The sequence below is a fragment of the Martinezella lusitana genome, assembly GCF_016901135.1.
Taxonomy (GTDB): domain Bacteria; phylum Pseudomonadota; class Alphaproteobacteria; order Rhizobiales; family Rhizobiaceae; genus Rhizobium; species Rhizobium lusitanum_D.
The window spans coordinates 1-25,680 of sequence record NZ_JAFEVL010000030.1 but is presented as its reverse complement, the minus strand read 5'-3'; the positions used below and the strand labels follow the sequence as shown (position 1 = coordinate 25,680).

At 57.6% G+C, this 25,680-nt stretch carries 23 protein-coding genes and 2 pseudogenes; 16 read left to right on the top strand and 9 right to left on the bottom strand.

From position 1 onward, the window contains the following. The first annotated feature begins 52 nt into the window (after positions 1–52). From JTP94_RS11355 to JTP94_RS11330, 6 genes are all read left to right on the top strand, one after another. Complete coding sequence (locus tag JTP94_RS11355; protein ID WP_204850594.1) at positions 53–1,063, top strand: ABC transporter substrate-binding protein; 1,011 nt, start codon at positions 53–55, stop codon at positions 1,061–1,063. A gap of 26 nt (positions 1,064–1,089) precedes the next feature. After that, on the top strand, positions 1,090–1,932 hold the full coding sequence (locus tag JTP94_RS11350) for an ABC transporter ATP-binding protein (protein WP_246754826.1): 843 nt from the start codon (positions 1,090–1,092) through the stop codon (positions 1,930–1,932). Next, complete coding sequence (locus JTP94_RS11345; protein ID WP_204850592.1) at positions 1,929–2,678, top strand: ABC transporter permease; 750 nt, start codon at positions 1,929–1,931, stop codon at positions 2,676–2,678. The genes JTP94_RS11350 and JTP94_RS11345 overlap by 4 nt, the downstream gene beginning before the upstream one ends. Next, positions 2,675–3,418: an ABC transporter permease gene (locus JTP94_RS11340; protein ID WP_204850591.1), complete on the top strand. Its 744-nt coding sequence runs from the start codon at positions 2,675–2,677 to the stop codon at positions 3,416–3,418. Before JTP94_RS11345 ends, JTP94_RS11340 begins: the two co-directional genes overlap by 4 nt. Before the next feature lie 2 nt (positions 3,419–3,420). Further along, complete coding sequence (locus tag JTP94_RS11335; RefSeq protein ID WP_246754824.1) at positions 3,421–4,203, top strand: class II aldolase/adducin family protein; 783 nt, start codon at positions 3,421–3,423, stop codon at positions 4,201–4,203. Between the two features lie 99 nt (positions 4,204–4,302). Beyond that, entirely contained in the window at positions 4,303–5,028 is a 726-nt protein-coding gene (locus tag JTP94_RS11330; RefSeq protein ID WP_204850590.1) for a GntR family transcriptional regulator, read from the top strand. Positions 5,029–5,038: 10 nt separating this feature from the next. On the opposite strand, the gene JTP94_RS11325 is transcribed toward JTP94_RS11330, so the two are convergent. Further along, complete coding sequence (locus tag JTP94_RS11325) at positions 5,039–5,797, bottom strand: alpha/beta fold hydrolase (protein ID WP_204850589.1); 759 nt, start codon at positions 5,795–5,797, stop codon at positions 5,039–5,041. Between the two features lie 558 nt (positions 5,798–6,355). On the opposite strand from JTP94_RS11325, the pseudogene JTP94_RS11320 reads away from it, so the two are divergent. Together JTP94_RS11320 and JTP94_RS11315 are read left to right on the top strand one after the other, a co-directional pair. Beyond that, a pseudogene (locus JTP94_RS11320) lies at positions 6,356–7,035 on the top strand (IS6 family transposase). Beyond that, positions 7,036–7,254: an ATP-binding protein gene (locus tag JTP94_RS11315; protein WP_409456602.1), complete on the top strand. Its 219-nt coding sequence runs from the start codon at positions 7,036–7,038 to the stop codon at positions 7,252–7,254. It abuts the pseudogene before it with no gap. 262 nt (positions 7,255–7,516) lie between these two features. On the opposite strand, the gene JTP94_RS11310 is transcribed toward JTP94_RS11315, so the two are convergent. Together JTP94_RS11310 and JTP94_RS11305 are read right to left on the bottom strand one after the other, a co-directional pair. Continuing rightward, positions 7,517–7,720, bottom strand: a complete 204-nt coding sequence (locus tag JTP94_RS11310) for a conjugal transfer protein TraD (protein ID WP_312038158.1) — start codon at positions 7,718–7,720, stop codon at positions 7,517–7,519. 4 nt (positions 7,721–7,724) lie between these two features. Continuing rightward, positions 7,725–8,009: a TraC family protein gene (locus tag JTP94_RS11305; RefSeq protein WP_204850588.1), complete on the bottom strand. Its 285-nt coding sequence runs from the start codon at positions 8,007–8,009 to the stop codon at positions 7,725–7,727. Between the two features lie 187 nt (positions 8,010–8,196). On the opposite strand from JTP94_RS11305, the gene traA reads away from it, so the two are divergent. Then, entirely contained in the window at positions 8,197–12,153 is a 3,957-nt protein-coding gene (gene traA, locus JTP94_RS11300; RefSeq protein WP_246754876.1) for a Ti-type conjugative transfer relaxase TraA, read from the top strand. 151 nt (positions 12,154–12,304) lie between these two features. Further along, a complete protein-coding gene (locus tag JTP94_RS11295; RefSeq protein ID WP_312038157.1) occupies positions 12,305–13,135 on the top strand; it encodes an HlyD family type I secretion periplasmic adaptor subunit in 831 nt (276 codons plus the stop codon). Between the two features lie 14 nt (positions 13,136–13,149). On the opposite strand, the gene JTP94_RS11290 is transcribed toward JTP94_RS11295, so the two are convergent. From JTP94_RS11290 to JTP94_RS11275, 4 genes are read right to left on the bottom strand one after another with little or no spacing between them, the layout of a single operon-like run. After that, positions 13,150–14,235: an extracellular solute-binding protein gene (locus tag JTP94_RS11290; protein ID WP_204850586.1), complete on the bottom strand. Its 1,086-nt coding sequence runs from the start codon at positions 14,233–14,235 to the stop codon at positions 13,150–13,152. A gap of 44 nt (positions 14,236–14,279) precedes the next feature. After that, complete coding sequence (locus JTP94_RS11285; RefSeq protein ID WP_246754872.1) at positions 14,280–15,077, bottom strand: ABC transporter permease; 798 nt, start codon at positions 15,075–15,077, stop codon at positions 14,280–14,282. Between the two features lie 58 nt (positions 15,078–15,135). Beyond that, positions 15,136–16,041, bottom strand: a complete 906-nt coding sequence (locus tag JTP94_RS11280; protein ID WP_204850585.1) for an ABC transporter permease — start codon at positions 16,039–16,041, stop codon at positions 15,136–15,138. Then, positions 16,038–17,156, bottom strand: a complete 1,119-nt coding sequence (locus JTP94_RS11275) for an ABC transporter ATP-binding protein (RefSeq protein ID WP_204850584.1) — start codon at positions 17,154–17,156, stop codon at positions 16,038–16,040. Before JTP94_RS11275 ends, JTP94_RS11280 begins: the two co-directional genes overlap by 4 nt. A gap of 254 nt (positions 17,157–17,410) precedes the next feature. On the opposite strand from JTP94_RS11275, the gene JTP94_RS11270 reads away from it, so the two are divergent. The 6 genes and pseudogenes from JTP94_RS11270 (at position 17,411) to JTP94_RS11245 (ending at position 24,257) form a co-directional block, all read left to right on the top strand. Next, positions 17,411–18,100: a GntR family transcriptional regulator gene (locus JTP94_RS11270; protein ID WP_204850583.1), complete on the top strand. Its 690-nt coding sequence runs from the start codon at positions 17,411–17,413 to the stop codon at positions 18,098–18,100. A gap of 108 nt (positions 18,101–18,208) precedes the next feature. After that, a complete protein-coding gene (locus tag JTP94_RS11265; protein WP_204850582.1) occupies positions 18,209–19,567 on the top strand; it encodes an aspartate aminotransferase family protein in 1,359 nt (452 codons plus the stop codon). Further along, complete coding sequence (locus JTP94_RS11260) at positions 19,564–21,279, top strand: acetolactate synthase catalytic subunit (RefSeq protein WP_204850581.1); 1,716 nt, start codon at positions 19,564–19,566, stop codon at positions 21,277–21,279. Before JTP94_RS11265 ends, JTP94_RS11260 begins: the two co-directional genes overlap by 4 nt. Continuing rightward, positions 21,276–22,052, top strand: coding sequence for a 3-oxoacyl-ACP reductase FabG (gene fabG, locus JTP94_RS11255; protein WP_204850580.1), 777 nt, complete (start codon positions 21,276–21,278; stop codon positions 22,050–22,052). The genes JTP94_RS11260 and fabG overlap by 4 nt, the downstream gene beginning before the upstream one ends. Before the next feature lie 20 nt (positions 22,053–22,072). Continuing rightward, positions 22,073–22,786: a response regulator transcription factor gene (locus JTP94_RS11250; protein WP_204850579.1), complete on the top strand. Its 714-nt coding sequence runs from the start codon at positions 22,073–22,075 to the stop codon at positions 22,784–22,786. Positions 22,787–23,268: 482 nt separating this feature from the next. After that, positions 23,269–24,257 (top strand): annotated as a pseudogene (locus JTP94_RS11245) (IS5 family transposase). Between the two features lie 329 nt (positions 24,258–24,586). Here JTP94_RS11245 and JTP94_RS11240 read toward each other — a convergent pair. Next, positions 24,587–25,504, bottom strand: a complete 918-nt coding sequence (locus JTP94_RS11240; protein WP_204850578.1) for a nucleotidyl transferase AbiEii/AbiGii toxin family protein — start codon at positions 25,502–25,504, stop codon at positions 24,587–24,589. After that, on the bottom strand, positions 25,494–25,680 hold a 187-nt coding region (locus JTP94_RS11235; RefSeq protein ID WP_204850577.1), incomplete at its 5' end, for a type IV toxin-antitoxin system AbiEi family antitoxin domain-containing protein. The genes JTP94_RS11240 and JTP94_RS11235, both read right to left, overlap by 11 nt.

Below are 25,680 nucleotides of genomic sequence, written 5' to 3'. Positions count from 1 at the left end.
GTTGGCATGTATATTGCTTTTACATTTCTGCATACAGAAACGGAGAGCGATCATGAGGGCATCTATAAGAAGTGGCTTGCTTGCAGCGGCGGTTACCGTCTTTGCTGGATTGATTTCCATAACACAGGTCTCGGCGGCCGAAGCGGTGTCGGTCCGCCTCAAATGGGTGGCCCAGGCGCAGTTTGCCGGCATCTATGTCGCCAAGGCCAAGGGCTTCTACAAGGAGGCCGGTATCGAGGCGACGATCAACCCCGGCGGCCCGAATATCAATGTCGAATCCCTCGTCGCCTCCGGTGCCGACACGTTTGGCATCGCCAGCGGAACGGAGGGCATGCTCTATGCGCGCCAAAACGGATTGCCGCTCGTCTGCATCGGTATGTCGCAGCAGATGACACCGTTTGCCTACGTCACCTACAATGGCACCGGCATCAAATCGGTCAAGGACTTCAAGGGCAAGAAGGTCGCCACCTGGTTTACCGGTCCGCAGTTCACGCTTTTCTCGGTGCTCGCGCATGAGGGGATCGCCAAGGATGACGTGCAGATCGTCTCCCAGCCTTTCTCGATGCAGCCATTTATCGACCATCAGTATGATGTGGCGACCGTGACGCTTTACAATGAGCTCAATACGCTGAAGGAGCAGGGCATTAACGACATCCGCCTGTTTCTCCCCGACGATTCCGGTGTGACGACGCAGCAGGATGCCATCGTCACCTCGGAGAAGGTGATCAAGGAAAAGCCGGAGCTCGTGCAGGCGTTCCTGGCCGCGACGTTGAAGGGCTGGAAATATTCCTTCGAACACAAGGCCGAAGCGGTGGATATCGTGCTTGCCGCCGGTTCAGGTCTCGAGCGCAAGCATCAGGAACTGATGCTTGACGAAATCGAACACGTGATGACAGCCAAGCTCGGCAAGACCGAGGGTCTCGGTGCCATCGATCTTGCTTCCATCGGCGCGGTGCAGGACAGCCTTCTCGAATACAAGGCGCTCAAGGCCAAGGTGGACCTGAAGTCAGCCTTCGATACGTCCTTTTGGGACAAGGTCCCGGCGGCGGACAAGAAGCTCTGAGCGCGCACGGAATGGAAAACGGGACGATGGATCAATCGATGATGCAAAGCCAGCCGGAAGCTCCCCATCGTCCCGCGCAACTGCAACTCGTCAACGTCTGGAAACGCTTCGGGGAGGGCGCACGGCAAACCGTAGCCGTTCGCAATGTCGATCTTTCCATCGCGCCGGGCGAGTTCGTCACGCTGATCGGCCCGTCCGGTTGCGGCAAGTCTACGCTTTTCAACATGATTGCGGGCCTTTTGCCGCCGGATCCGGATGGATCGATCCTGCTGGCGGGTCGGACGCAAATGGATGGCGCATTGCTCGGCAAGATTTCCTTCATGCCGCAGCGGGACTTGCTGTTTCCCTGGCGAACCGTGCTCGACAATGCCACGATCGCGCTGGAGATCGAGGGAATGTCACGCAAGGCCGCGCGACAAAAGGCTGAAGCGCTTTTTCCCGATTTCGGATTGCAGGGCTTTGAAAAACACTATCCGCATCAGCTATCCGGCGGCATGCGCCAGCGGGTGGCCCTGATGCGGACATTCCTGTTCGAGCGCGACCTGATCCTGCTTGACGAGCCGTTCGGCGCGCTTGATGCCTTGACGCGCAGCATGATGCAACGCTGGCTGCTCGACATATGGGCCCGCCATTGGCGTACGGTTCTGTTCATTACGCACGATATCGACGAAGCGATTTTCCTTGGCGACAAGGTCGTGGTCATGACGGCGCGACCCGGCACGGTCCGTTGCGAGGTGAAGGTGAACTTGCCGCGCCCGCGCGACGCCTCCATCCTCACCGATCCGGAGTTCATGGAGATTAAGAGGAAGCTGCTCGCGATCGTCGAGGAAGAGAGCATGAAGAGCTTTGCGACGGCGGCAGCGACATGAAGGTCCGGGTCGTCGCGAGTTCTCCATTCACTGCGGTTTTGATAACGATGGGCGTCTGGCTGGTCGCCGTCCCGATATTCGGGATCGAGCCGCGTTATCTCCCGGCATTGCCGGATGTATTTGCCGATGGGGTCTCCATCTGGCCCGATCTGGTTTCAGGCTTCGTGCGCACATTGTTGGAGACCGTGATCGGTTTCATGCTCGGCGCCGCGCTCGGCATGATCTTCGGCATTGTCTTTGCCTATGTCCGGATCGCCGAGCGTGCCTTCTTCCCCATCTTCGTTGCGCTGCAAACAGTTCCCGTCATCGCATTCGGGGCGATTGTCGTGATCTGGTTCGGCAATACCATCCAGTCGAAAATCGCGATCGCGCTTTACCTCTCCTTCTTCCCTGTGGCCGTCAATACCTTGCGTGGTCTGCAATCCGTCGACCCGCAGCGGTTGGCCCTCATGCGCAGCTTCGGGGCGACGGAGACGCAGCAATTCCTCAAGCTGGCACTTCCGACGGCGCTACCGACCATCATGGTCGGGCTCAAGCTCGGCGTATCCCTCGGTCTTGCAGGAGCCATCGTCGGGGAATGGTTCGGCGATACGGTCGGCCTCGGCGTCATGCTGCTGCAATCGCTCTATTTTGAGCAGGTGCCGCGCATGTGGGTGCTGATCATTGCGAGCGGCCTGCTCGGCTCGACGCTCTATGGAGCGCTTGCATTGCTGGAACGGAAATTCATCTGGTGGCGTCCCGAATGACCAAATTCAATGGCCTCGCTCCAGTATTCATCGCGCTCGCCGGACTGCTTCTCGCCTGGCAGTTCGGCGCCTCACTTCTTGACATGCCGGCCTATATCCTGCCTCGGCCGCTCGACATCGTCATGGGCGCTGTCGGCAAGGCTCACCTTATCGGCGACGCTTTGTTTGTAACGCTCCTCGAGGCATTGCTCGGTTTTGCCGTCGGTGCGGCAATCGGTTTGGGGCTGGCGGTTGTGATGATCCTGCTTCCGCCGCTCGAACTCAGCCTGCTGCCGCTGGTCATCGCCATCAATTCCGTGCCGGCAGTCGCCTTTGTCCCGCTGGCATTGATCTGGTTCGGGCTGGGCATGGCCTCGAAAGTCGCGATGGCGGGGCTTGCGGTCAGTTTCGCGGTTCTGCTCAATGCGCTGGCGGGCTTGAAGCGCCCCGAGACGGCGGCTGTCGATCTGTTGCGCAGCTTCGGGGCGGGACCGCTCGGCATCCTCTGGCGATTGCGGCTGCCGGCGGCGATGCCGCATTTGGTCACCGGCTTGCGCATCGGGCTTGCCCGCAGCACCATCGCTGTGATCGTCACCGAAATGCTGGGGGCCTATGCCGGCATCGGGCAGCTCATTTATCAATCAACGGCTCAGATCGACTACGTCACCGTATGGGCCGCCGTCTTCGCCGCGTCGCTGGGTAGCCTGATCCTTTATGGGCTCCTCGTCGCAATCGACCGCAAGCTAATATGGTGGAAATGACCATGGCATCGACTTCTCCGCCGCTCGAAGCGGCAACTGCGTCGCTATCCGAAGCAGAGCTTCGCATCCAGCTGGCGGCCTGCTACCGTCTCGTTGCCCATTTCGGCATGGATGATCTGATCTACAACCATATCTCGGTCCGGCTGCCAGGCCCGGAGCATCATTTCCTGATCAATCCCTACGGATTGCTGTTTTCGGAAATCAATGCCTCCTGCTTCGTCAAGATAGATCTGGATGGAAACAAGATCGGCAAAAGCGATCATCCGGTGAACCGGGCCGGCTTTGTCATCCATAGCGCGATCCATTCGGGCCGCGAGGATGCGATCTGTGTGCTTCATACTCATTCAGAAGCGGCGACCGCCATTTCGGCGCTGGAAGAGGGCCTGCTGCCCGTCAGCCAATTCGCGATGCGCTACATGGGGCATATGGGCTTGCACGATTATGAAGGTGTTGCCATCGACACCGACGAACGGCAGCGGCTAATCGACGATATCGGCCCGCATAACGTGCTGGTGCTGCGCAATCACGGCGTCTTGACGGTGGGGAGAACCATCCCCGAAGCCTTTATCCTCATGTATTATTTTGAAAAGGCGGCTCGCGTGCAACTCATGGCGCAGAGCGCTGCAAGCGCCGGGTCGCGCCTTGCCCTGCCAAAGGCGGAGGTCAGCGACAAGGCGGCCATGCAATTCCACGATCATCATGGCGACATTCTCGCTCCCGGCGCCCGAGAGTGGCCCGCATTCATCCGGCTGCTCGACCGGATCGATCCGTCCTATCGCGATTGATATGATCTGCTTATCTATGCGAAGTAGAGTCGATGGGACCTGCTGCGGATATGCAATCGTAGCGGCAAGAAATCTTATTCTAAAGACGGGAAAAATGGCATGACGGGGCAGGAGACCGGATCGGTTCTATTGACGTCCGACGACGGTGACGTGCGCGCGGGCGGGGGGACGCTTTCGGACGAATTGCGCAACCGTCTGGAGGAGATGATCGTCAGTGGTACGCTCAAGCCCGGCGAACGCCTTGATGAAGTGGAACTTGCGGCCCGTTTCAAGGTCTCGCGAACGCCGGTCAGGGAGGCGCTGAAAGCATTGAGCGCGACCGGCCTTGTCGACATACGCGGACGGCAGGGCATCACGGTCGCGATCATTTCGATCCCGATCCTCTTGGAAATGTTCCAGATGATGGCGGTGCTCGAAGGGTTGTGCGCCAAGCTGGCGGCACGCCGGGCGACAGTCCCCGAGAGGGCGGCGCTGCGCGAGATTCATGCAAGGTTGATCAACGCGCTTTCGGCTGGCGATCCGGACAATTTCTACGCCATCAATTCCGAATTCCACGAACTGCTTTACGATGCGGCGCATACGCATTTTCTGGCGGGCCAGACCCGGGCGCTACGCCGCCGCGTGGCAGCCTATCGCCGCTACGTCACCTACCAACCGGGCCGCATGGCGGCGACGATCGGCGAACATGAGCGCATCCTCGATGCCATCGAGCGCGCCGATGCCGAGACTGCCTTCAAAACCGCCAGCGAGCATGTCAGTCTGCTGGGCGATGACATGGTGGATTTTATCGCGGCCCTGCCGGCTGCCTTTGTTCAGGAAGGCTGAAGACGTTCCGTCAGCCGAAACCGTGTTTTTCCAGAACGGTCATTGCAATTGAATTGAAGGCATCCGGGCTCTCAAGCATCGGAAAATGGCCCACATCATGCATGACGTGCAGATCGAGACCGGCTAGATCGAGGTCGGTGCCACCACGAAGCATGGCGGAGTTGATGGTGGCGACCGGGACATCCAGAAGCGGCCAGCGTGTCTCTATGTCCCATTCCAGCAAGGATCGCAAAGCCGTCAGCGCGACGTGCCTATCGCAATGCGTCATGATGTCGATGATCTCGGTGACGATGGCCGGATCCGTTTCGGGTGTCGTGATGTTATGCACCATCTTGGCCATTGTGGCTTCAAAATGCACCGCGAATTTCTGAACCCGCAGCTCGATCTCATCGGGGGGGCGTCGCTGATAAAATGCTGCATCGGTGAAAGTATCAACGCCGAGCATAAACTTGCAGCGCCCGGCAAGACGCAAGCCGGCCTCTATAGCGATGGGACCGCCCATGGAATGGCCCATCAGGACGAGTTCCTTCGCTTGGAGCGCGTCCGCCACAGCGACGACGTTTTCCGCAAACCTGCCAATGCCGAGCCGCCGTATGTCTACCGGAGGCGCCGAAAGACCGTGCCCTTCAAGATCGAGCGTCACCACCCGGAATCGGCTGGCCAACTGCGATATTTGGAAACGCCAAAAAACGTGGCTACAGCACCAGCCATGAAGCAGGAACAGAAACGGCCCCTTTTCTCCGTGCACTTTGAAGTTGTGGATGGGCATTCTGCCGTGACCCCGCTTGCATCGATGAAAACAGCTTACACAACTTCCAGATCGGCACCGGGATCCCGTGTCGTTTTACACCACAATTCCGGCCTGCTTACTATTTGCTTTCTGAACGCGCGTATCGTCTAAACTGAAGTCCCAATCTACTGGTCAGAGGTTCAGATCCCTTCAAGGCAACCGTTCAAAATCTAGTTTTCGACCGATCCATCGCAACAGAGCTCGTTGAGATGACAAGCCCATCAGACTGCGTGATAGGCGGCGATGATTGCGGCAACCTGTCCCGAATCCAGCGCTTGCAACTGAGCCGTAGTGATCGCCAGGAGTTGATCACGGCAACACAGCTGCAGGCTATGAACACTGATCCGGTAGCAACCGTCATTGCGGCTTATCACGTCGCCTAATCCAATCGCACAGCGACTGCCGTGCATCTTTTATGGAGAGCCTAACAGCTCAAATCATCGGTTTTGTTGCAAACTTTTCACCGGATTTGCAAACCTGTCTGGTCAAGCCCTAAATTTGGGTTGAAGATGTGCAGGCAGGCTGAGCTTCCCGATCATGGTCGATTTCAAAGGCAATCACTACCCGAAAGTAGGTGATTTTATACGCTGTGTTTTTCTACGTCAGATATTCAGTTTCTTACCGTGATTTGGAAGAGATTATGACCGAGCGCGGCGTTGCCGTTGACCACGCGACGCTGAACGGATGGGTTGTGAAATATTCGCCCTTGATTGCTTGCCGGGCCTAGCGTCGAAATTCGGCAACCAGTAGCTTTTGGTGCGTGGACGAGACCTATGGTCAAAGGCATGTGGACGTATCTCTACCGCGCGGTTGATAAGCACGGCAACACCCTCGATTTCATGTTGTCTGAACATCGTGATGACGCAGCGGCCACCGCCTTCTTTGTCAGCGTGATCAAGAACAATGGCTGGCCCGAAAAGGTAGTCGTCGACAAGAGCGGTGCAAACCTAGCAGGATAGCAAAACATGAACTGGCTGCCGCTGTTGCAGGGATGGTTCTGGTTGATCGAGATCCTGCAGGTCAAATATCTGAACAACATCATTGAACAAGACCACCGGTTTATCAAGAAGCTGACCCGCCCGATGAGAGGCTTCAAATCCTTCCAGTCTGCGTCAGCAACACTGGATGGCATCGAAGTGGCGCATATGATCCGCAAGCCCCAATTTCCAACCAGTGGCCAATCGGCATTTCAGCAATTCGCTGCACTCGCTGCATAATTGTGTCCGGCGATAGCTGTTTCTGCGGCCTTCAAAAAGTTTGCGACAGAGCCCATCCTGATCACGAGCAATTTGCCATTTGACGATTGGGCGGAAACACTGAGGTCCGAGCGCCTGACCGGCGCTCTGCTCGATCGCATCACCCACCACGTCAACATCCTCGAGATGAATGGCGAAAGCTATCGTCTCGCTCAAAGCCGCGCCAGAAAGGCCGGCTAAGATCCTTCGAGAAATCGCCACGCGCGCATGACACCCCGCTCGGGCTACGCCCTCCCGGCCGTCTCATGCGCGCGCAAACCGTGGCCGACTTTTACTCCGCCGCGTGGCAGGGTTTTGCTCCGCCGTTGACACGTCTCTGAAAGCTTTTTGCTTTCCGCGGGGTTGTTATTCGGGCGAAGGGTCTTCAGTAGGTCCTCCTTGAAGAATTCATGCGTAAGACCGGGCTGCGTTTCTGCCAAAAGGTTCAGTGACTGCAGGGATTTTACCGCACTGACCGATCCGTCGATCGCGCGGATGCGTTGAATTCTTCAATCCCAATATTGCGCAGTTGTTCATATTCGGGAGCGCCGGGAAAGAGCTTCGCCAGTTTTATGAGGCCGCCCAGCAAGAATGCCCGATCAGCATCTCCTAGGCCCGCTCTCACGACCATTGCACCTAGCAAAGCCTGCTGACGCCTCTGAGCCATTTGCTCAGCCGACATGCGGATGTTCCTTAGTCGTTCCAGACCTATGATCCGCTGGTTGAGACGTTTTAGAGGTGGTGAGAGTGGTCTCTTTTGTCTGCCTGCGAAATCGAGCGGCAATCTCGTTAAAGAGTGTGTCGATCTGCGTGTCGGTAATCTCCATCTCGGCCACGCCCGACTTTGTTGCCGCACGTGCAAATCGTTCGGCCGACTTAACTATCAATAATCTCTTACGTTCCATCAGCGCCTGAATTTGAGCGTCGAGATCGAGAACCGACGATTTTGAAGTCATATTAGCCACATCCCCGTGTTAGTGAAGCAAGCCGGATGCCATTATACTGACTAGAATAAGTTAGTAAAATGGATTATTTTGATCCGATAGAAATCCGTCAGGCGAAACAAATCCCTCGGGTTGGTAGCTCGAGGAGCTAATTGACGGGTGCATACTGAACTAGACGGAGAAACGACTATTGCCGATCATGTTTGTTAGGGCACAACTGATCAGTCGAGGCGCTGGACGTTGCGTGATTGCCGCCGCCGCCTATCGCCATCGTAGCCGGATGATCGATAAACAGACGGGTATAGCCTACCGTTCTCGGGGCGATGCCGCGGAACTGGTGTATGAAGAATTGGCACTTCCTGCGGACGTGCCGAGTTGGCTATGCAACGCGATCGACGGCCGATCTGTGGCGGGCGCCAGCGAGATTCTTTGGAATGCGGTTGAGGAGTTTGAGACAAGAGTAGATGCCCAGCTGGCGCGCGAGTTGATCATCGCACTACCGGAGGAACTGACACACGAGGAGAACGTGACGCTGATGCGCGAATTCGTGCGCGATCAAGTGACAGCGCGCGGCATGGTCGCCGACTGGGTCTATCACGATAAGCCGGGCAACCCGCACGTCCATTTGCTGATGACCTTGCGGCCTCTGGCGGAAAATGGATTCGGGTTGAAGAAGGTGGCGGTCATCGACGACGACGGTCAGCCGGTGCGCATGCCGGCGTTGGATGCCTCCAAGAAGGGCAAGCAGGTCTATCTGAGATGGGCCGGAGACAAGGAGACGATGAAGCAGTGGAAGTTCGCCTGGGCCGAAATGGCGAGCCGGCATTTGGCGCTAGCCGGCCATGATGTCCGTCTCGATGGCCGCTCTTATGAGGAGCAAGGGATCGGCGGACTTGCGCGGCACCATCTTAGTCCGGCCAAGGCAGCGTTGCAGCGACAGGGCGCACAGATGTTGTTTGCACCCGCCGAACTTGCGCGGCGGCAGGCCATGGCCGAGCGGTTGTTGAGGAATCCCGAGCTGTTGCTGACCCAGCTTTCCAACCAATATTCCACTTTCGATGAACGCGACATCGCCAGAGCGCTCAACCGCTACGTCGACGATCCCGCAGCCTTCGCAAATATCCGCGCTAAGCTGATGATGTCGGATGAACTAGTGCTTTTGAAGCCGCATCAGGCAGATTGGGAGAGTAGCACGGCGACAGAACCTGCAGTCTATACAACGCGCCAGACGTTGCGCACCGAATGGGAGATGGTAAAGTCTGTAGAGGTATTGGTAAGAAGCGGCGGCTTCGCGATTGGTGCGAAACGGGTACGTGCCGCAATCGAACGACTTGAACACCGTGATCCCAATCTGTCGTTCCGGTTGGATGCTGAGCAAGTGGATGCGGTGCATCATGTTACCGGAGACAGCGGTATTGCAGTCGTCGTCGGCCTTGCCGGTACCGGCAAGTCAACACTGTTGGAGGCTGCCCGTCTTGCTTGGGAAGGCGATGGTCGGCAGGTGATCGGGGCAGCGCTTTCCGGCAAGGCGGCCGAAGGGCTGGCGGTGAGCTCCGGCATCCAGTCACGCACGCTTGCTTCCTGGGAGCTTGCCTGGAGCAAGGGCCGTGATCTGCTTGGGTCTGGCGACGCGCTCGTCATCGATGAGGCCGGCATGGTGTCATCGCGTCAGATGGCGCGGATGCTAAGGGCGGTAGAGGAGGCTGGAGCCAAGGTGGTACTGGTCGGCGATGCTATGCAGTTGCAGCCGATCGGGGCCGGGGCCGCCTTCCGTGCCGTCGCCGAGCGCATCGGCTTTGTCGAACTGTCCGATGTGCGCCGGCAGCAACAGCAATGGGCCCGCGCTGCATCGAGGCAGTTTGCCGGAGGCGCGGTGGAACAAGCGCTCGATACCTACGCCGCCCAGGGTCATATCATCGAGACGCAAAGCCGCGACGAGGCGATCGACAGGATCGTCGCCGATTGGTCGCAGGCAAGGAAGGAGCGTCTGGAACACCGCCAAATTGATCGCAAACAAAGTGCTATTCGGGGCCAGACGGAAGCTGTTCTTCACAGCCATGCTCATCCAGATCCTCATCTAAGGGGCGACCAACTCTTAGTGCTGGCCCACACCAATGAGAGCGTGAAGCGCCTGAATGAAGCATTGCGTTCGGTGATAAAGGAGGAGGGGGCTTTGAACCAACCTCGCTCATTCCGGACCGAACGGGGTATGCGTGAGTTCGCCATCGGCGACCGTGTCATCTTCCTGGAAAATGCTCGCATCCCCGATCCTGGCCGAACAAAGCCGACGATGCAGCCGGTCAAGAATGGCATGCTAGGCACGGTGATGTCGACGACGGATCGGTTTGGCGCTACACTATTCATGGTACGCCTCGACAATGGCCGCAGGGTCGTATTCGGCGAAAGTCATTATCGTAACATCGATCATGGCTATGCGGTGACAATCCATAAATCGCAAGGAGCGACGGTCGAGCGCAGTTTCGTGCTGGCGAGCGGCATGATGGACCGCCATTTGACCTATGTGGCGATGACCCGTCATCGTCATCGCGCCGACCTCTATGCAGCACGAGAGGATTTTGTGCCGCGGCGGCGATGGGACGGAAAGACACGCGTCGCCCATGACGCTGGCATGACCGGCGAACTGATCGAGACTGGTCAAGCAAAGTTCCGCGAGGGGAAGGAGATTAATCCGTCGCCCTATGCCGACCTCAGGACCGACGATGGCAAGCAGCATCGACTTTGGGGCGTCAGCCTGCCAGCAGCCCTTGCGAAGGGCAACATCGCCATTGGTGATAGCATTACGCTGCGAAAAGACGGGATGGAGCCCGTCACGGTCAAGGTACCCGTTATCGATGAACAGACGGGTGTGAGGCGCTATGAGGAGCGGCAGGTCGAGCGCAATGTCTGGACGGCAATTCGGGTAGAGTCTGCTGGGGAACGACAATCACGGATTGAAAAGCAGAGCCATCGGCCGAAACTGTTCAACGAACTCGTCGAACGCCTTTCGCGCTCGGGCGCCAAGTCGACGACACTCGACTATGAGGCGGAAGACGGCTACCGGCGATACGCAAGGGATTTCGCCCGCCAGCGCGGGATCGTTTGGCTGGCGGACAAGGCCGGTGCCATCGAGGATGCCGTCTACAGACAACTGGCCTGGTTCGCGGAAAAGAGGGAGCAGCTTGCTGCTCTCTGGGAACGGGCGGGCAGCGCGCTATCGTCCGCTATCGAGAAGGATCGGCGTATGATCTATGACGACGCAAGGCACGTTCTGCGAGATATCGACTCGGCGGATGGTGTGGTCAGCGCGTTAGTGCGTAGGGAGCAGGGACATTCATCGACCACTCCCACCGCAGCGAAGCAGCAAACCTCGCATTCAACTGATGCCTCCATTCCACCAATAATTTCCGCAGTGACCGAGTTCAGGACGTCGATCGAGGAGGAGGCGCGCGATCGGACACTGGCTGCACCTCTCTATCATCAGCAGCGAAAGGCCCTGACGCAGGCCGCGGAGCGTATATGGCGTGATCCGGCAGGCGCGGTGCAGACGATCGAAGATCTCATCGTCAGGGGTCTCGCACCCGGTCGGATTGCCGCTGCGGTCGACAGCGATCCCGCCGCTTACGGGGCGCTGCGTGGCTCGGGCAGGATGTTGGATCGGTTGCTGGCTGCCGGGCGCGAGCGCAGGCAGGCGATCGAGGCTGTTGCAAACGTCGCGACGCGCCTCACCTCGTTGGCTTCGGCCTATGCGTCCTCGTTCGAGACGGAGCATCAGGCGGTCGAAAACCAGCGTCGGCGCATGGGCATCGTCATTCCAAGCCTGTCGCAAGCAGCCCAACACGAACTGACGCGAATGATGGCAATGGTGGAGCAGAACAGACAGCTATCAGCGGAGACGATCGCCGGGCTCGATCCGAAAATCCGCGATGAATTTGCCGCGGTTAGCAGTGCGCTTGATGCTCGCTTCGGACGCGGCGCTGTCTTGCGCAACGACAACGATTTCGTCAACCTCGTGGCTCCAGAAATGCGAAAGACATTCGGCGCAGTACGAGATAACTTTAAAATCCTACAACAGGTGGCTCGTCTCGATGAAAACCAGAGGATTGTTTCAGAGCGCAAAGCGCGGATCGCGGGTCAAGCGCGGACCATTGAAAGATAGACGTGGGGCAATGGGTAGCCATGCCTCATCATCGAGTCCGAAGAAAAAGTACTCTTGGTGCCAAACAGGTGACCAAGAGCAAAGCGGAGTCTTCGATGGGGATCTAAAAGCCACAGCCTCGGCAGCGTTTTGAGCGCATGTAAGACTTGGACTGCTAACGCCGCCCCATTTTGATCGCTGCTCGGTTATCCGCTCGACGCTGGTTGATCAGGAGGCTGGTTCAAAGGCCGGTGTGATCGACGCTCTTGAGACGAGCCAGAAAGAAGAAGCGACGCTCGCGGAAGAGACCGGCCAGCTCGAAGAGGCAAAAGCGTCGCTGGCGGTCACGTCCAGCGATGGAGAAAAGACTGTTCGAACCTTTGTTGCCGACAATGTTCAGAAAGCCGGGGATGCATCGCGACAGGCCGACGAACTGGAGCGCCAGCTTGTCAAGGCCCGCAAGCGGCGGGAATCCATGACGATCACCACGCCGATCGATGGCACGATCCAGTCGTCCTCGATCAACACCGTCGGGAAGGCGGTCACGACAGGTGCCGAACTCATGCGCATCGTGCCAGACAATTCGGCGCTGGAAGCGGAAGCCTATATTCCGAACAGCGACATCGGCTTCGTATCGGTCCGGCAGCCGGCGGTGGTCAAGATCGAGGCGTTCCCGTTCACGCGTTATGGCGTGATCCATGGTCGTGTGACGGCTGTCGCCACCGACGCCATCCCGGAGCCGGATGCCAATCAGCTCGAAGGTGATCCGACCAAGCAACTGCAAGCAACCGTGCCGACGACGAATGTGCAGCGGGTTCAGAACCTCGTCTTCCCCGTTACCATCAAGCTCGACAGCAGCGTCATGAACGTCGACGGCAATTCGGTAACACTGTCTCCCGGCATGGCCGCGACTGCCGAGATCAAGACCGGCAGGCGGCGGATCCTCGAATATCTGTTCTCGCCGATCGTCGAGGTCACGTCGCAGGCCATGCAGGAGCGGTGAATCGAATCCGCTTGTTAGCGAATCCAATTGTTCCAGCGTTGAAGCAACATTGCAGTATTGGCGTTGATCCAGTCCGCATCCGGCACGACAATGTAATCACGAACATCCTCAGCGCTTGGCATGGTCTTTCTAACCTCCTCAGGGATCAAAGCAGCCGCCTCGATGCTGGGAGGAGTGCAGGACAGAATAGTGCAGACCTGCGCCTGAGCTTCGGGAGAGTTGAGCCAGAAGGCAATCAGTTTCAGTGCATTGTGGTGATGGGGCGCACCTTTGATCAGTGCGATGCGATCGCCAACCAGAAAGGATGCCTTGTAGGACCAGCCAATGGGCAGGCCCTCAGTTTGCATCGCCTTTGCTCGCGTCAACCAGATCTGGCCGAGTGAATAATCGCCGTTGCGGAAACCTTGCACGCTCTGATCGCCAGTCTTCCACCAGATCGAGACAGCTGGGCGGATTTGATCAAGCCTCTTCAACGCGCGATCGACATCGAGAGGAAACAACTTGTCTCGAGGCACGCCATCGGACAAAAGGGCAGCTGCCATCACCCGCCAGGGATCGTCAAAGTTGGGAAACGCACGCCCACCCGGAAATTTCTTCGTATCCCACATATCCGCCCATGTTTCCGGCAGGGGATCGCCGGCCTTGCCAACCCGATAGGCCAGCAGAGTGGCCGTCGACTGAAGAAGAGCGCCGCCGGCCGCACAGGCGTGAGGTCCAAGATCCTTGCGGTCGATAAATTGGCGGCAGAACTCGGTGAGATCCTCCGTGACCTCACGATGCGCCTTTGAGGCTGCCTGTATCTCGCCGTCAAGGTATAGATCCCAGGTGACGTTGCCTGTCTTTACCATCGCACTGGCTTTGGCGCGCATTTCAGCATTGGTGGCGACAACCGTCACAACCTCGATGCCTGTCGCCTCGGTGAATGGGTCGAACCACGCCTCTTTAAGGGCCTGGTCATACGCCCCACCGGTTGAGGCGATGATGACTTGTTCTGCAGCTGTCGCCGATTGTGGAGGAGCAAGAAGCCACAGGAGGCTGGCAGCAGCATAGGCTAATCGCCGGAGTTGGAATTTACGTGTCGAATAGCTTTTGGATGACATGGAATGTTCTCTTTGTGTGTGTTTTGAATTTGTTGGCTTCGGCGTCATTGCCCGGCTTTGCGGGCGGTCAGCAGGTGGGTCGTTCCCATCAGAAGCAGGGAGACGGCGACGAAAACCGCAGACGCAGCGGCAATCACCGGCGTCAGATTGAAATCGATGTCTTCGAACATCTTCCGACCGATCGATTTTCCGCCGGTGTCCGAGATGAAAAAGGCGACAGTCGCTTCGTCGAATGATGCAAGGAAAGCGAAGACGGAGGCAGATGCGATGCCGGGCGCAATATTGGGCAGCACAATTCGAAAGAATGTCTGCAGCCGGTTTGCGCCACAGCTCAACCCCGCAAGCTCCAACATCGGATCGAGGCGCTGGAGCGATGCCGTAACCGTAATAACGACATAGGGGATGGCAAGCACGGTATGCGCGATCAGAAAGCCGATAAAGCTTCCAGTAAGCTGCAAGGGTGAGAAGACCAGATATAGGGCAACGCCGAAGACGACATGCGGAACGATCATTGGCCCGACCGACAGGACCTGCAGCGCGTTTTTGAAGGGTAGATCCCCCCGGACAATGGCAAGCGACGCCATGGTTCCTATGATGGTGGCGCTTGCGGTTGTCGCAATTGCAATCCTGACACTGAACCAGGTCGCCGCCATCCAGTCCGGATCACTGAAATAGACCTGATACCAGTGCCAGGTCAGTCCCTGCGGCGGGAACTGAATGTAATCGGTTTTGCTCAGCGACATCGGGATGATGAGCAGCGTCGGCAGAATGAGAAAGAACAGGATGCTTCCCACGAGCACGCCAGCACCGATGAGCGCTGCTGCCCTACCAAGAGGATGCAAAGCCGCGAGCCTGAGCCTGCCGGTCGCAGCGAAAAGCGGTGGCAAGGTGGAAGATTGATCAATGAACACTGCTGAATCCTTTGCTGAAGGAAAGCGCCTTGCGAAATACGACGATGAAGACGATCGTCATGGTGAGAAGAGCCGTCGACAGGGCGGCGGCAAATGGCCAGTCGAGTAGAACAGTGGTCTGCTGGCCGATCAGGTTCGCCATCAGCATCGAACCCGGGCCTCCGACCAGAGCGGGTGTGATGTAAAAGCCCAACGCAAGAACGAAACACATGGTTGCGCCGGCAAAGACACCTGGGAGGCTGAGCGGCAAGGTCACGAAGAGGAAGGCCCGGATCGCCCCGGCTCCAAGATTGCGTGCCGCTCGGGCATAGTCCTGTGGGAGCATTTGCAAGGTGGAAAAGATTGGGACAATGACGAAGGGCAGGAGCACATGCGTCATCGCCAGCACGACGGCACCTTGCGTGTAGAGAAGCTTGAGCGGTCCATCCGTCAGGTTTGTCGCGACGAGTAATGAATTGACGATGCCGTGACGCTGAAGCAGCACGATCCAGGCATAGGAACGGATGAGAACCGAGGTCCATAACGGAATGAAGACGCATGCCGCAATGACCAGGGCCAGCCTTCCTTTGAGACGGGCCATGGCAAGGGCGACGGGGTAGCCTATGAAAACGCAACTAACGGTGACAGCAGTGGCGATTCCCACGGTATTCGCAAGAACGGCCGCGTAGAGAGGATCATCCAGAAGGCGCCCGTAATTGGCGAATGGGCCTTCGGTAAAGCTGAGGGTGATCAACTTGGTCAAGGGATAAAGGAAGCCGATCGCAAAGATCGCCAGAAGCGGCAAGACCAGCAGCCAGGAAGGGATGGCTGCATAGTGTCGTGCAGAACCGGGCCGCATCCATCTGGCCGGTCGTAACTGGTTCGTCGCGGTCGAAGGGGAAGCTGGCAAGGTCATGCGGCACACCCTTCCTTGATCGGGAAGGTTTGCAGCCTCGTTTCATCGATCAGGAGGTTGACACTGCTTCCTTGTTCGAAGGCCGTCGCTTGTCCGGCGGGCATCTGCACCCGCAGGACAACGCTGGGCAATCTTGTGAGGCGGACAAGCAGGATGTTGGTCGAGCCGAAGAAGACAGATGCCTCCACGATGCCGGCAGCCGTACTGTCGCGATTTTGGCCTGATGGTGTCAGACTGATATGTTCGGGCCTGATGGCAAGGTGAAGCGGTGAACCCTTTACCATATGGATGGCACTGCCATCCGAAACGGTTGGCGCCCTCAATAGGACGTCTTCTGCTACCTGGAATACATGTTTGCCGTTCTCGGTCCCGACATAAGTACCGGGCACGAAGTTCATCACGCCTATGAAGTCAGCGACGAAGGCGTTGGCAGGTTTGCCGTAAAGCTCGGCAGGCGTTCCGATCTGCTGCAGTTCGCCTTGCCGCATGACCGCAACGCGATCGGACATCGCCAGAGCTTCATCCTGATCGTGTGTGACATAGACAACGGTCGCGCCAAGTCGCTGCTGTATGCGTTTGAGCTCGAATTGCATCGCCTCGCGCAGCTTCTTGTCGAGTGCGCCAAGTGGCTCGTCCATGAGAATGATCGGCGGATCGAAGACCAGCGCTCGGGCAACTGCGACACGCTGCTGCTGCCCGCCCGATAGTTGGTTCGGATAGCGATCCCGGTATTCGGACAGTTGAACGAGTTGAAGTATCTCCTCCAGTCGCGATTTAAGCGGCGCTCCCGAAAGCGCGCGGCGCATCTTCAGCGGAAACGCAATGTTCTGCCCTACCGTCAGATGCGGAAACAACGCGTATTTCTGAAAGACCATGCCGATATCACGACGGTTGGGTGGCAGAGGCGTGACGTCTTTGTCGCCAATGCGGATCGTCCCCGCGGTCGGCATCTCGAAGCCGGCAATCATGGTCAGCAGCGATGTCTTGCCGGATCCAGACGGACCGACGATCGAGACGAACTCGCCCGGTTCGATCTCCAGACTTGTGTCTCTGACAGCCCAGATGTCTGCATAGCGTTTTTGGAGTCCCGAAAGGATCAATCTACGGCCAATCAAATCATTGCCCTCCTTCTGTTGAGTGAGAATTCCCCATTTTTTGTCGCGCAGCCTTAGCCATCCGCGAACGGTGCTAGCCTCTTTCTGGCAGCCCGGCAGATCGCTTGAATGCAGAATTCATTGAACCAGCAGCCCCGTGACAGTCACAAAGCGGGCTGCTAAAGCTTTTTTTGATGTGACAATCGCTTTGCGAAAACTTCACATAATCTTTTTGTTGCATCAAAATATTAGCCTGTCAACAGCGGGAACGGAAAATGATATTAGAACTGGGAGAAGGTGCAGGTTTGGATCGGCAGGCTAGCGGGTTGGGAGATACCGCATATCGGGAAATGAAGGAGCGCTTGATCCGAGGTGTCTATGAGCCTGGCTACAAGATGACGGTTCGCGCCGTCGCTGAGGAGCTGGGGATCAGTTCGACGCCTGCTCGCGATGCCATCAATCGCCTGATCGGTGACGGCGCACTGGTTTACGCCGGTCCCAAGACGGTGATCGTTCCCGTTCTCAGGGAGTCGGATTTAAAGGAGATAACCTCGATCAGGCTTGCTCTGGAGGGTCTTGCGGCCGAGCGAGCGGCGTTGCACGGGGCGGATCAAGATATTGATAAATTACGACAAATTCAGGATGAGATCAATTCGGCTCTGGAGGTGGGTGACTACACGACAGCGCTTCGGCACAACAAGGAATTTCATTTCTCGGTCTATCGCATGGCAGGCCTTCCTCATTTAGTCTCAATGATCGAAGGGCTGTGGCTGCGCATCGGTCCGTCGCTCTACAACCTCTATCCGGAGTTTGCCGAAGAGAAGTACGGCGTGCGCAATCATGAGATGGCAATGGAGGCGCTCACTGAGCGTGATGGCGCCGCTTTGAGAGCCGCCTTCGAGAGCGATATCCGCGATGGCTATCGTAGTCTGCGGCGCGCGGCGCGGGGAAATTTGCGCTCTTGAGGCCAAAATTTTGATGCATTGACTTGACGGCGAGTAATTTTGTTGCAACAAAAATATAAAGGCGGTGCAAAGACACGCGTCTGAACTTGCAACAGAAAGCCTCCTATCATGTTTACGGATAAAGCTCAGGGACGAGGCTGGTCGGCTATTCGAGCCCGATCAACTCATCTCTTTCGCCGGGGGAAAGGCGTTTTTCCGGCTGGTGTTACACGCTCCACGATCGAGAGGGATCCCATCCCGATTTACGTCGCCAAAGGCGAGGGAGCCTATGTTTGGGATGCGGACGGCAACCGTCTGCTCGACCTCAACAACAACTTTACGACATTGATCCATGGCCACGGTTTCGCACCCGTCACGGAGGCCGTGGAAAAAGTCTTGAAAACGGGCACATGTTTCGCCAATCCCACGGAATATGAGATCGTGCTCGGCGAACTACTGGTCTCGCGCATACCGGCGATGGAAAAGGTGCGTTTCGTCAATAGTGGTACCGAAGCCGTCATGTTTGCCATCAAGGCTGCGCGGGCCTTTACCCAGCGATCAGCAATTGTCCGCTTTGCAGGTTCCTATCATGGCGCCTATGACTGGGCCGAGGCTGGTCAGGGTGGCGTGATCGCAGACGACGCTTCCGGTAGAAATTTGCCTAAGCTCGGTTATCCCGGCGCGCCGGAATCGATCACCGATGATGTCCTCGTGCTGAATTTCAACGACTCGGCCGGTATAGAGCCGGCAATTGCTCCAAGAGCAAACGACGTCGCTGCCATTCTCATTGATCCGATGCCGAGCAGGGCAGGCCTCCTGCATCCGGCGCCGGACTTCATCGCCGCAGTGTCTGCCGTCGCCCGCAAATACGGCATTCTTGTCATTGCCGACGAAGTTCTCAATTTAAGGCAGAGTTTTGCCGGTGCTTCGGCCCGCTATGGTCTTGAGCCGGATCTGATCACCGTCGGCAAGATCATCGGCGGCGGCTTTCCAGTGGGCGCCATTGGTGGCCGCACGGACGTCATGGCTGTGTTCGGCGCCGACGATGAGGCGCCGCTCGTTTCACAAGGCGGTACGTTTTCGGCCAATCCCGTGTCCATGGTTGCCGGAAAGGCTGCAATGGAGGCCATGACGCTTGAGGCCTTCGATCGCCTGGAGCGATTGGGGGATGGTTTGCGCAAGGGGTTGGCGCATGCAGCCCTGAAACGGGGCGCGCCGTTTTCAGTTTCCGGAGCGGCGTCCTTGTTTCGCATCCATCCACGGGTGATCGCGCCGACGAGTTTCCATGTGGCGACAATGACACCGGAGGAGAATGACATCATGCGGGCGCTCTCACGACATTTCCTGGCATGCGGGATTTTGCTGCCGTTCGGGGCCGCTGCATGCCTGTCAACGCCGATGTCTGATGCCGATGTCGAAAGCATTGTCGCAGCATTTGACGATTTTCTGGAAAAGAACAGCAGAACGGGTTGGGAGGGACGGCAATGAAGGAGACCTCAATGACGGATACGGTCGCGGACCGGATTGCAGAAGCGCTCGGACGTCACGGTGTCGAGATGATTTTCGCCCAGAGCCTGCCGTCGGCGCTCATCCTTGCCGCCGAAGCGCGCGGCATTCGACAGATCGCCTATCGACAGGAGAACATGGGCGGAGCCATGGCAGATGGCTATGCGCGCACCTCCGGGAAAGTCGGGGTTGTTGCCGCGCAGAACGGTCCGGCCGCGACATTGCTCGTGCCTCCGTTTGGCGAATGCCTCAAGGCGAGCATTCCGGTTGTCGCATTGGTCCAGGATGTTGAACGCGATCAGACGGACAGGAACGCTTTTCAGGACTTCGATCAGATTGCGCTGTTCCAATCCTGCACCAAATGGGTCCGGCGCGTCACGGTTGCCGAACGGATAGACGACTATGTCGATGCGGCGTTCACTGCCGCCACCTCCGGCCGCCCTGGCCCCGTGGCCTTGCTGCTGCCCGCAGATCTGTTGCGTTCGCCGGCGCCCGTCACCGAGGCATCCCGCACCAGCAATCTCGGACGGTGGCCGCTTGATCGAACCCGGCCATCGGATCACGATATGCAAACAGCCGCTGAACGGATCGCCAGTGCCCGATCTCCGGTCGTCCTTGCTGGCGGCGGTGTTCATTGCGGTGGGGCGGCAGAGGAACTGGCACGTCTACAGGATGAGGCAGGCTTGCCCGTCTTCACCACCAACATGGGGAAGGGCGCTGTCAGCGAACTCCATCCGCTGTCTGTCGGCGTCCTCGGCTCGCTCGTCGGTCCTCGATCCCTGGGGTTCTACAGCCATGAACTCATGTCGGACGCCGATCTTGTCGTCCTGGTCGGCACTCGCACCAATCAGAACGGCACTGATAATTGGCGACAGATACCGGCCAAGGCAAGCGTGATCCATATCGACATCGACCCGACGGAAGTTGGCCGTAATTATGAGGCTCTCCGACTTGTCGGCGATGCCCGGGAAACATTGGCGGCGTTGCGCCGGTCGCTTCAAAGCTGCGACCTCTCGCTCAGGCAAAGCTTGCGCGCGCCTCTCGAAGAGCGGATTGCTTTATTTTGGCGACATTTCGATGAAGCGCGCCATGCTCAGTATGCCTCGGTCAATTCTCCCATTCGTCCGGAGCGGGTCATGGCTGAATTGCAGCCCTGGCTGCAGCGCGATATCGCAATCGTCGCGGACGCCAGCTATTCCTCCATGTGGATTCTTGGGCAGCTGAGGGCGCCACGGGCGGGCATGCGTTTCATCACGCCGCGAGGCCTAGCCGGACTTGGATGGGGTTTCCCGCTTGCGCTCGGCGCCAAGGCTGCCGAGCCGAAACGTCCGGTGGTCGCGGTCGTCGGCGACGGCGGTTTTGCCCATAGCTGGGCCGAGCTCGAAACGATGATGCGGATGCGTTTGCCGGTGACCATCATCGTGCTCAATAATGGCATTCTGGGTTTCCAGCGCGACGCCGAGACTGTGAAGTTCAGCCAATATACCTCCGCATGCCATTTCGCCGAAGTCGACCACGCCGCGCTTGCGAAAGCCTGCGGATGCCCGTCGATCCGCATCAACGATCCGGCGGCACTCGCTGCAGCTCTGAAACGTGGCATCGAAGGAAATGAACCGCTGCTCATCGAAGTGATGACGGATCCAGAGGCACATCCACCCCTGTCGCTGTTCGCTGAGATGGATCGTGCCGCATGACTCCGGCTCCCCGGCAAAAGCTTGCTGTCGTCACCGGCGGCAGCTCGGGGATCGGCTTGGCAACCGCTGCAAGCCTGCTCGAGCATGGCTACAAGGTGGCTATTTTCGGCCAGCGCCGGGACCATGTTACAGCCGCAGAGCAAATGCTTTCGGCGCGGTTCGGCGCAGAGAATGTCTTTGCACGAGCAGTCGACTTGAACGTGCCCGCTGAGATACAACAGTTCTTCCATGCGCTGGAGCGCGCATGGGCAATGCCGGATATCCTCGTCTGCAACGCAGGAATATCCCCCAAAAGTGCCGGCGGTCCGACATCGTTCGCACGGATCACCATCGAAGAGTGGCATTCGGTTCTCGCGGTCAACCTGACCGGCGCGATGCTTTGCTGCCAGGCGGTGTTGCCGCATATGATCGATCACGGCTTTGGGCGCATCGTATTCGTTGGCTCGATTGCAGGGCGCACAATTCCAAGAATCTCTGGGGCCGCCTATGTCGCGTCGAAGTCGGCGCTCGCCGGCCTTGCACGATCGCTGGTAGCGGCCTCTTTCGGTCACGGAATGACCGTCAATCTTGTAACACCTGGCCGGATTGCAACTGAAATGGCAGGGCCACCAGACAGTGAGATCAATAGGGCCACGATGGCGCGCATTCCAGTCGGACGCATTGGGACGCCGGAGGATGTTGCGGCAGCCATCTGCTTTCTCGTCTCGGAGCAAGCCGGGTTCATCAATGGCGCGATCCTTGATGTGAATGGCGGTGAGTTCGCTCCGCTATAAGGCAAGCTGGAGAAAGAGATATGGATTTTCGCATTCTTATCCATTCGCACGATGCGCAAATGTTTCTGCTTCTGCAACATCTCCTCGCAATTGAAGGGTTTCCTGCCGCACTCGTGCGCACTTTGGACGAAACGGTGCGCGCACTGCGTGACGATAGCGTGCGAGTCGTCATCATTAACGGCGCGACCTCTGAAATGGAGCTTGGGGGCTTGCGATCTCTTAAGATTGCACGGCCTGAAATCGCCATTGCTCTTCTTTGCAATGAATTCGACAAATTGAGCAATCCATTGCTCGAAAAGGATGGTGCCGATCTTGTTTTAACGCGCCCCTTCGATCCGGTTCGTCTCATCGCATTTCTTCGCAGCCTGAGGTCGGATGCCCTGATCGAAAAAAGCGGCGTCTTGGCGGAGGCCAATGTGCTTCACTACGCCGATCTCGAAATGAATTCAGCCACCGCAAAGGTGCAAAGGAATGGTCGCGATGTCCCATTAACCGCCTTGCAGTTCCGTCTCCTACGCCATCTCCTGCAAAATCTTGAAGCTGTTCAAAGCCGTGAGGCGCTGATTGCTGCAGCATGGCCAGCCGACGCTGATGTTGAGCCACGGACGGTGGATATTCATATAGGTCTTATTCGCAGGGCACTTCGGACGTTGGGGCCGGATCTTATTCGTACTGTTCGGACGCGTGGCTATGCGCTGGGTATTCAAGATCATTTGGAGAATTGGAGTTGTTGAACAGGGGATCGAGCTGTAGCGCTCGGGTGTATAATATCGTAAATATGATGTGTATTTAAATAATAATTTGGAAATGAAATATAATTTTAATTTATATAAAGTGTAATCAATGTAATAATTGATATTATTTCATCACCATCGATAACCAGTACCTATCGATGGTTAGAGGCACGGCCAATTGCCGTATGACCAACGGAAGCAATGGCTATTTTCGATTCACTATTGCGAAAGAACAGTGTTATATCATATAGTTAATAAAACATAGATTCGGAAACTTTGTCTCCCGATCGGGTAAAAGCGGCAGATTTGTTGGCGGTGCCAAAGAGGGACGCGATTGTGCCGTGGATGCTACTACACCATAATCGGTGATGGAGCATAAGACGGCATTGGGACCAGAGGCGTGGATAGCGACTTTGGTGCGTGGATCGTTAATCGCGTTGGCTTAGGTGATCGGCAAGCGCAACAACCGGTCCTTCGCAACGATGCCTTTCAAGCACAATGCCGCCCATCGCCATCGTATAGGCAAGATGATGTTCAGGGTTACGAACTGGTCGGAATACGAGGCAGGCCTTCGCCGGCGCGGGAGCCTGACGCTTTGGATGACAGAGAAGCGCTATCGTCGTGGCGAGCACCGAAGCGCACGACACGCGGTGGCCAGCCGCGCTATTCCGATCTGGCGATCGAGACCGCCCTCACGCTGGGCCTCGTGTTCGGCCTGCGGCTTCGCCAGACGGAGGGTTTGCTGACATCGGTGCTGAAGTTGATGGGCCTGGATCTCGCCGTCCCCGATCACACGACGCTGAGCCGACGAGCACGGACATGGCGATTGGCCGACAGCCGGCAAGGCCGCAGCGCTCCGACAAAGGAGCCCGTTCACGTTCTTATCGACAGCACTGGGCTGGAAGTCTATGGCGCTGGTCAGTGGCTGGAGGAGAAGCACGGCGCCAAGTCGCGTCGGAGCTGGCGGAAACTGCATCTGGCCTTGGACGCCGAGAGCGGCGAAATCATTGCTAATGTCCTGACTGATCAGGATGGCGGCGATCCCTCGCAGGTCAAGCCCTTGCTCGACCGGATCGGTGTCCCCATCGGCCATTTCACAGCCGATGGTGCCTATGACGGCATCCCAACCTACGTCGCTGTCGCCAAGCACAGCTCCGATGCAGCCGTCATCATTCCACCTCGGACCAACGCAGTCTACCGCTCGAATACAGGGATCGAAAGCCAGCGCGACCGGCACGTCGCGGCTATCAACACGGACGGGCGAATGAAATGGCAAGCCGCCACCGGATATGGCAAGCGTTCGTTGGTCGAGACAGCCATCGGCCGCTACAAATCCATCATCGGCGCCCGATTGCGGGCGCGGTCCTTCAAAGCACAACAGACCGAGGTCGCCATCGGCTGCGCCGTCCTCAACCGAATGCTGGCATGCGCACGCCCGAAATCCGTCCGGAGCAACGCAGCCACCGCATAAACAACGGCATCAAAGAATGAAGTCCGAAAACTCTCGGATCCCCGCACCAACGCTACCAAAAATTGTATCGAAATTTCGGTCAACTAAAAGGCCCCAACGGCCTTGTCGCGCCTAAACCCCAATCCTGTCGACCAATGCGTATAAGAAAGTCGATATATGGAGACTTTACCACGGGATTTCAGGCGGGTGACAACGGAGTGGTCAAAGGCCCGATACGCATCAAGGCGACCGATGATCAACCAATCGCAGGAATCGTTGATTGCAAGCCCCGCACCACGCCCCTTTGCGAAGCCGCAGGCCTGCCTACGACGCCGTGATGTGACCGGTATCTAGGCAAGCATATTCTCGATTTCCCGACGCTGCAGCATGTGTTTATCGGGATTTTGCTGCTTCAGCTTCGCGAGATTGAGCAGCTTCCACCGTACTGCCGGCAGTGCCGCCGCCTGCGGCAGCCCGATGACTTCGAAATCGGGCTCCGCGTCATGGAGAGTAAGCAGGAACCGCATCGCCTTTTCATCCAGTCTTGCAAGCAGATCACCTGTCAGGCGCGCTCTTGCGTCTTTCAGTTCGATCAGGCTGACGGGTTCGATAGTCATGCCTTCGAACTCTTTCACGAACGCTTCTTCGAGTTCAGACAATGACGGCCTGATCAGCTCATGCGGGGGTCGGCCAGAGCTTGCGACGTAGATGAGGAAGGTGCGAAACAATGCATCGGTGAGCCCTTCATTATCATAGAGCAGCTTCACGTCGAACAGATCACGCGGGTGCTGACGGTCCACGGCGGCATGAAGCTTGCCACCAAACAGATCCTCGAAGGAGACGACCTGCATTTCGGCAAAGCCAAACGCCTCGGCCACCCCATCCGTTACCGCCCGCAGTTCTGGAGGGTGCACCGTTCCACGCGCGACCGGCGAGGTCTCGATCTTGATTTCGGTGGCGCCCTGCCGGACCAGGACCCGCGTGTCATTGTTGCCGCCGCCAGCGATACGCTGCACTTCGACACCGCGAAGGTTTTTCAGCAGATCGTTGCGAATGCGGTCAAGCGCGGCGTCGATACCGCTGAGCGTCGTTTCCCGATCCTCTATGGGTAGGTAAGTGAGGTCGATGTCGACCGACAAGCGAGGCATATCCCGGTAGAACAAGTTGATGGCCGTTCCCCCCTTGAGGGCGAAAACATCCTGCCGTGCGATATAAGGCAACGTCCGAACAAGCAGTTCGACCTGCCGCATGTAGCGATCACGCGCCATCTGTATGCTCCTGTTGTACAAGGTCCGCAGGGACCGTAATGCGATAAATCGGGTGAAGCCGGCCGCCTGGAACAAGCGCCCGATCGCCGCTTCCCATATCGATCTGCGATCTGTCGATATGCTTGAGCCACGCATGCGCGTGCTTGTCTGCATAGACGAAGAAGAGGCGTTTCACC

Coding starts and splice junctions, on each gene's coding strand:
- JTP94_RS11355 (WP_204850594.1), top strand. CDS start 53: ATGAGGGCATCTATAAGAAGTGGCTTGCTTGCAGCGGCGGTTACCGTC.
- JTP94_RS11350 (WP_246754826.1), top strand. CDS start 1,090: ATGGATCAATCGATGATGCAAAGCCAGCCGGAAGCTCCCCATCGTCCC.
- JTP94_RS11345 (WP_204850592.1), top strand. CDS start 1,929: ATGAAGGTCCGGGTCGTCGCGAGTTCTCCATTCACTGCGGTTTTGATA.
- JTP94_RS11340 (WP_204850591.1), top strand. CDS start 2,675: ATGACCAAATTCAATGGCCTCGCTCCAGTATTCATCGCGCTCGCCGGA.
- JTP94_RS11335 (WP_246754824.1), top strand. CDS start 3,421: ATGGCATCGACTTCTCCGCCGCTCGAAGCGGCAACTGCGTCGCTATCC.
- JTP94_RS11330 (WP_204850590.1), top strand. CDS start 4,303: ATGACGGGGCAGGAGACCGGATCGGTTCTATTGACGTCCGACGACGGT.
- JTP94_RS11325 (WP_204850589.1), bottom strand. CDS start 5,797: ATGCCCATCCACAACTTCAAAGTGCACGGAGAAAAGGGGCCGTTTCTG.
- JTP94_RS11310 (WP_312038158.1), bottom strand. CDS start 7,720: ATGGCTCAGAGGCGTCAGCAGGCTTTGCTAGGTGCAATGGTCGTGAGA.
- JTP94_RS11305 (WP_204850588.1), bottom strand. CDS start 8,009: ATGACTTCAAAATCGTCGGTTCTCGATCTCGACGCTCAAATTCAGGCG.
- traA (WP_246754876.1), top strand. CDS start 8,197: ATGTTTGTTAGGGCACAACTGATCAGTCGAGGCGCTGGACGTTGCGTG.
- JTP94_RS11290 (WP_204850586.1), bottom strand. CDS start 14,235: ATGTCATCCAAAAGCTATTCGACACGTAAATTCCAACTCCGGCGATTA.
- JTP94_RS11280 (WP_204850585.1), bottom strand. CDS start 16,041: ATGACCTTGCCAGCTTCCCCTTCGACCGCGACGAACCAGTTACGACCG.
- JTP94_RS11270 (WP_204850583.1), top strand. CDS start 17,411: ATGATATTAGAACTGGGAGAAGGTGCAGGTTTGGATCGGCAGGCTAGC.
- JTP94_RS11265 (WP_204850582.1), top strand. CDS start 18,209: ATGTTTACGGATAAAGCTCAGGGACGAGGCTGGTCGGCTATTCGAGCC.
- JTP94_RS11260 (WP_204850581.1), top strand. CDS start 19,564: ATGAAGGAGACCTCAATGACGGATACGGTCGCGGACCGGATTGCAGAA.
- fabG (WP_204850580.1), top strand. CDS start 21,276: ATGACTCCGGCTCCCCGGCAAAAGCTTGCTGTCGTCACCGGCGGCAGC.
- JTP94_RS11250 (WP_204850579.1), top strand. CDS start 22,073: ATGGATTTTCGCATTCTTATCCATTCGCACGATGCGCAAATGTTTCTG.
- JTP94_RS11240 (WP_204850578.1), bottom strand. CDS start 25,504: ATGGCGCGTGATCGCTACATGCGGCAGGTCGAACTGCTTGTTCGGACG.